Origin of the sequence: Clostridium sp. ATCC 25772, assembly GCF_001573875.1 — a bacterium.
Taxonomy (GTDB): domain Bacteria; phylum Bacillota; class Clostridia; order Clostridiales; family Clostridiaceae; genus Clostridium_J; species Clostridium_J senegalense.
This window is the reverse complement of record NZ_LFRG01000234.1, coordinates 1-503: the sequence shown is the minus strand read 5'-3', so window position 1 is coordinate 503 and position 503 is coordinate 1. Positions and strand designations below refer to the sequence as shown.

Sequence of the window (503 nt, the reverse complement as noted above, 5' to 3'; positions counted from 1 at the left end):
TGCTGCATCTAAAGTAGAGCAATTAGTTATGCAACCTAGTATAACATTTGGAGTTACAATGGCAACTTATTGTGCTCAAAATCTAGGAGCCGGAAATATAGATAGGATAAAAGAAGGCGTTAAAAAATGTACTATTATAAATATTATTATAGGTCTTGTGGGAGGTCTTATACTATTTTTATTTGGTGATCAATTTGTTAAGCTATTTGTATCAAATTCTGATCCAGATGTAGTTGCTTACTCTATGAAATACCTAACTACAGTTGCATTTTTCTTTATACCACTTAGCTTAATATTCATATATAGAAATGCACTTCAAGGAATGGGCTACACGTTAGTTCCTATGTTGGCTGGAGTTTGTGAACTATTAGCTAGAACAGTTGTTGCATTTACACTACCTTTATTCTTAGGTTATTTTGGAGTTTGCTTAGCAGGTCCTATGGCTTGGATTGCAGCTTGTATTCCATTAATACTTGATTATATCAAAAAAATAAATACATTAA

At 32.0% G+C, this 503-nt stretch carries 1 protein-coding gene; it reads left to right on the top strand.

Annotated elements, in window-relative coordinates:
• The coding region (locus AZI32_RS17750; protein WP_242865334.1) for an MATE family efflux transporter at positions 1–503 on the top strand (503 nt) is incomplete at both ends.